Source organism: Microbacterium sp., from assembly GCF_041909575.1.
In the GTDB taxonomy this organism is placed as follows: domain Bacteria; phylum Actinomycetota; class Actinomycetes; order Actinomycetales; family Microbacteriaceae; genus Microbacterium.
Genome location: NZ_JAYRDE010000164.1, coordinates 1 through 4,183, shown reverse-complemented (window position 1 = coordinate 4,183; position 4,183 = coordinate 1). Strand labels below are relative to the sequence as shown.

Below are 4,183 nucleotides of genomic sequence, written 5' to 3'. Positions count from 1 at the left end.
TCGACGAGAACTCGAGGTGGGTCTACATCCGCGACTCGGAGGGCAACCTCATCGGCCTCTACGACGAGGTGTCCGCCGCCTGAGCCGACGCCAGCACGCCGCGGTACCACGCGAGCTTGTCGTCGAGCCGCTGCTGCTGCGCTCGCAGCGCGTCGAGTTCGACCTGCACGGCGGCCGCGTGCTCCTCGAGCAGTGCGACACGGTCGGGCAGGGTGCTCTCGTCACGGCACAGCTCGCCGTAGCGTCGAAGCTTCTCGATCGGCATGCCCGTCTCGCGCAAGCACTTCAGGAAGCCGAGCGTGGAGATGTCGGCGTCGGAGAACGAGCGGTGCCCGCCGGCGGTGCGTGCGACGGGAGGAAGGATGCCCTCTCGTTCGTAGTACCGGAGCGTGTCGAGCGAGAAGCCCGTCACGGCGGCCGCTTCGGCCGGGGTGTAGGTCGTCATGAATCGAGGGTAGAGCTTGACCTGGAGCGGACTCCAGGTTGCACGCTGGATCCATGACCACCGCAGCACCTCCTTCGTCCCCTCTCGTCCTCGGCGCGATGATGTTCGGCACCGCCGTCGACGAGGACACCTCGTTCGCGATCCTGGACCGCTTCGTCGACCGCGGCGGCGTGTGGATCGACACCGCCGACTGCTACGCCTTCTGGGCATCGGATGACGGTCACGGCGGCGCCAGTGAGCGCGTGCTCGGCCGCTGGCTGGCCGCGCGGCCCGGGATGCGCGACCGCTTGCGCATCGCGACCAAGCTCGGGGCCGAGCCGCTGTGGGCGGGATCGTTCCCCGCGGGCCGGGCAGGACTGTCTCCCCGCGCCGTCCGGGAGGCGTTCACCGGCAGTCTCGACCGTCTCGGCCTGGATCGGGTCGATCTTCTGTGGCTGCACATGGAGGATCGCGCGACACCGATCGAGGACACCGTCGACGCGCTCGCCGAGCTGACCGCGACGGGCGCCGTCGGCCGGGTGGGAGCATCCAATCACCCGGCGTGGCGCGTCGAACGGGCGCGGGCCCATGCGCGCCGCATCGGCGCCGTGCCGATCGATGCGCTGCAGCACAACAGCACCTACCTGCGCCCACGGCCGGGCACCAATCCCACCAACCATGCCTTCGGCGTGCTGAGCGACGAGCAGCGCGACTTCGCCGAGAGCCACCGACTCGAGGTGTGGGCGTACACCCCGCTGCTCTCCGGCGCGTACGACAACCCCGCCAAGCCGATCCCCGACATCTACGACCACGCCGGCAACACCCACCGGCTCGACGCCCTCGACGAGGTCGCGTCCGAGATCGGGGCCACGCGCGGCCAGACGGTGCTCGCGTGGCACGTGGCGCGCGGCATCCGCCCCATGCTCGGCGGCAGCCGGCTCGAGCAGCTGGACGCTGCGATGGACGCGGTCCTACTCCCTCTCTCGACCGACCAGCGGGAGCGCCTGGATCGCGTTGCGTGACGACCGGATGCCTCGTCCTGCGCCCCTTCGCGCGGACGAGGCATCCTCCCGCCCGCTGATACCCTGAACCGCGTGTCTGAAACCGTCGTGAGCGCGACCGCGCCCGCCAACGATCCGGCGTTCGAGAACGTCTGGGATGAGATCGTGTGGCGCGGACTCGTGCATGTGTCCACCGACCAGGAGGCGCTGCGCGCCCTGCTCGCCGGCGGTCCGATCACGTATTACTGCGGCTTCGACCCGACCGCGCCGAGCCTGCACCTCGGCAACCTCGTGCAGCTGCTCCTGATGCGCCGCCTGCAGCTCGCCGGCCACCGGCCGCTCGGGCTCGTGGGCGGATCGACCGGACTCATCGGCGATCCGCGTCCGTCTGCCGAGCGAACGCTCAACACCCCCGAGACGGTCGCCGAATGGGTCGGCTACCTGCGATCGCAGGTCGAGCGCTTCTTGAGTTTCGAGGGCGACAACGCCGCGCGCATCGTCAACAACCTCGACTGGACCGCGCCGCTGAGCGCCATCGACTTCCTGCGCGAGATCGGCAAGCACTACCGCGTCGGCACCATGCTGAAGAAGGACGCGGTCGCTGCGCGACTGAACTCCGAGGCCGGCATCAGCTACACCGAGTTCAGCTACCAGATCCTCCAGGGCATGGATTACCTCGAGCTGCACCGGCAGTACGGCTGCGTGCTGCAGACGGGCGGCAGCGATCAGTGGGGCAACCTCACCAGCGGCACCGACCTCATCCATCGCGTCGAGGGTGTCTCGGTCCACGCGATCGGCACGCCGCTGATCACGAACAGCGACGGCACGAAGTTCGGCAAGAGCGAGGGCAACGCCATCTGGCTCGACCCCGCGATGTGCAGCCCGTACCGCATGTACCAGTTCTGGCTGAACACCGACGATGCCGACGTGATCTCGCGGCTCAAGGTCTTCACCTTCCTCACGCGGGCCGAGATCGAGCGGTACGAGCAGCTCGTCGCCGATGAGCCGTTCCGCCGCGCCGCGCAGAAGCGCCTCGCGCTCGAGGTCACCGCCTTCGTGCACGGAGCGGATGCCGCGGCCGCCGTGATCGCGGCATCCGAGGCCCTGTTCGGCCAGGGCGACCTGGCCGCGCTCGATGCCGACACCCTCGGCCACGCGCTCGAGGAGCTGCCGAACGCAGAGGTGCCGGCGGGGACGCCGGTGGTGCAGGCGCTCGTCGACACCGGGCTCGTCTCGAGCCTCTCCGAGGCGCGGCGCTCGATCGCGCAGGGGGGCGTCTCGCTCGACGGCGCCAAGGTCGAGGACGAGGGGGCTGTCGTCACGGGAGCTCTGCCCGGCGGTGTCTCGGTGCTGCGCAGGGGGAAGAAGACGCTCGCCGGGGTGCTCGTCCGAGGCTGACGGGCTGCCGGTCCGTTTCGATCCGGAGGGTCCATGCCGTTCACGCCGAGCCACGCGGTGGTCGCGCTGCCGTTCGTGCGCACGCCGCTCGTTCCCGCCGCGATCGCCATCGGCGCGATGGCGCCCGACCTCCCGCTCTTCGTGCGGGGTCTGCCCCTGCACTACGGGCGCACCCACGACCTCGCGTGGCTTCCGCTCACGGTGCTGCTCGCTCTCGCGCTGCTGCTCGTGTGGCGCACGGTGCTGCGTCCGGCTGCACGCGAGCTGTCGCCGGGGTGGCTGGCCGTCCGGCTGCCGGGGGAGTGGGATCGGGGCGCCGGCGACGGTGCGCGCGAGACGCTGTCGGTGACGAGCGTTCGCGGGGCGGACGGGGCGCGCTCCTGGCGCGTGTCCTGGTCGGGGATGCTGCTCCTCGTCGTCTCCCTCCTCATCGGAGTGGTGAGCCACATCGTGTGGGACCTCTTCACGCACGAGGGACGCTGGGGTGTGGAGGTCTTCCCCGCGCTCGCTGGGAGGTGGGGTCCGTTCGCGGGGTTCACGTGGCTGCAGCATGGGTCGAGCATCCTGGGCCTCGCGATCCTCGGCGTGTGGGCGCTGGTGTGGCTGACGCGACGGAATGGTTCGCAGCCGCTGGCGCGGGTGCTCCCGCCGGCGGTCCGGTGGGCGTGGTGGGCCTCGCTTCCAGCTGTGCTCGCCATCGCGTGGGTGGGTGGGCTGGTGGCGCTCGGCCCGTTGGACGAGGAGTTCACGGTCGCTCACCTGGCGTATCGCGTGCTCCCTCCGGCGTGCGCGATCTGGGGCGTGGCGACGCTGGGTCTCTGTGTGGTCGTCCAGGTGTCCCGCGCCCGCCGGCTGAGCCGTGTCCGGTCGCGGTCGGGAGGCGCCTGAGGCGGCGATCGCCCAAGTCTCCGGGAGGCCCCGGCGGCGCGACACGCCCGGGGCGCACGCCCGATTCGACGGACGCGCACCGGTCACGTAATGTTCTTGTTGTTCGCCCCAAAGGGAAGAGCGGAGAGGCCGGAAGGCCCCGCCCCCTCAAGCGGAAAACACTCCCTCCAGATCCTCTTCCGAGAGGTGAGACCCACGGGTCGGCGGAGGGGAACATCCTTCCCGGATGCGCGGTCCTCGGCCGTCGCTGAGGTCCTCGGACCACGGCTTCACCGATTTGACGAGCGGTCCGGCGGGGGATAAGATTGTGAAGTTGCCCTGCTGGGCTGGCTGTGAGGCTGGTTTGTGGGTGCGTCCGATCCTTGAGAACTCAACAGCGTGCACTTGTCAAATGCCAAATAACCTCGTCGGTCAGTTTTTCTGATCGTTGGGATTCCTTTGGATCAAAGACCGATCCCTTTTGGGGGTCGGC

4 protein-coding genes are annotated in these 4,183 nt (G+C 69.8%); 3 read left to right on the top strand and 1 reads right to left on the bottom strand.

The genetic code is table 11. The features are described 5' to 3' along the window. Positions 1-58: 58 nt before the first annotated feature. Positions 59-445 (bottom strand): MerR family transcriptional regulator, encoded by a 387-nt coding sequence (locus ACE3O1_RS14955; protein ID WP_374316399.1) that lies wholly within the window; start codon positions 443-445, stop codon positions 59-61. Positions 446-498: 53 nt separating this feature from the next. Here ACE3O1_RS14955 and ACE3O1_RS14950 point away from each other — a divergent pair, with 53 nt between their 5' ends. The 3 genes from ACE3O1_RS14950 (at position 499) to ACE3O1_RS14940 (ending at position 3,711) form a co-directional block, all read left to right on the top strand. Continuing rightward, positions 499-1,446 (top strand): aldo/keto reductase, encoded by a 948-nt coding sequence (locus tag ACE3O1_RS14950; protein ID WP_374316397.1) that lies wholly within the window; start codon positions 499-501, stop codon positions 1,444-1,446. Between the two features lie 72 nt (positions 1,447-1,518). After that, entirely contained in the window at positions 1,519-2,823 is a 1,305-nt protein-coding gene (gene tyrS / locus ACE3O1_RS14945) for a tyrosine--tRNA ligase (protein WP_374316395.1), read from the top strand. A 33-nt stretch (positions 2,824-2,856) separates the two neighbouring features. Then, a complete protein-coding gene (locus tag ACE3O1_RS14940) occupies positions 2,857-3,711 on the top strand; it encodes a DUF4184 family protein (RefSeq protein WP_374316393.1) in 855 nt (284 codons plus the stop codon). Positions 3,712-4,183: the final 472 nt, after the last annotated feature.

Bases quoted from the DNA above. Each gene is read 5' to 3' on its own strand.
- ACE3O1_RS14950 (WP_374316397.1), top strand. From the start codon at position 499: ATGACCACCGCAGCACCTCCTTCGTCCCCTCTCGTCCTCGGCGCGATG.
- ACE3O1_RS14940 (WP_374316393.1), top strand. From the start codon at position 2,857: ATGCCGTTCACGCCGAGCCACGCGGTGGTCGCGCTGCCGTTCGTGCGC.
- ACE3O1_RS14955 (WP_374316399.1), bottom strand. From the start codon at position 445: ATGACGACCTACACCCCGGCCGAAGCGGCCGCCGTGACGGGCTTCTCG.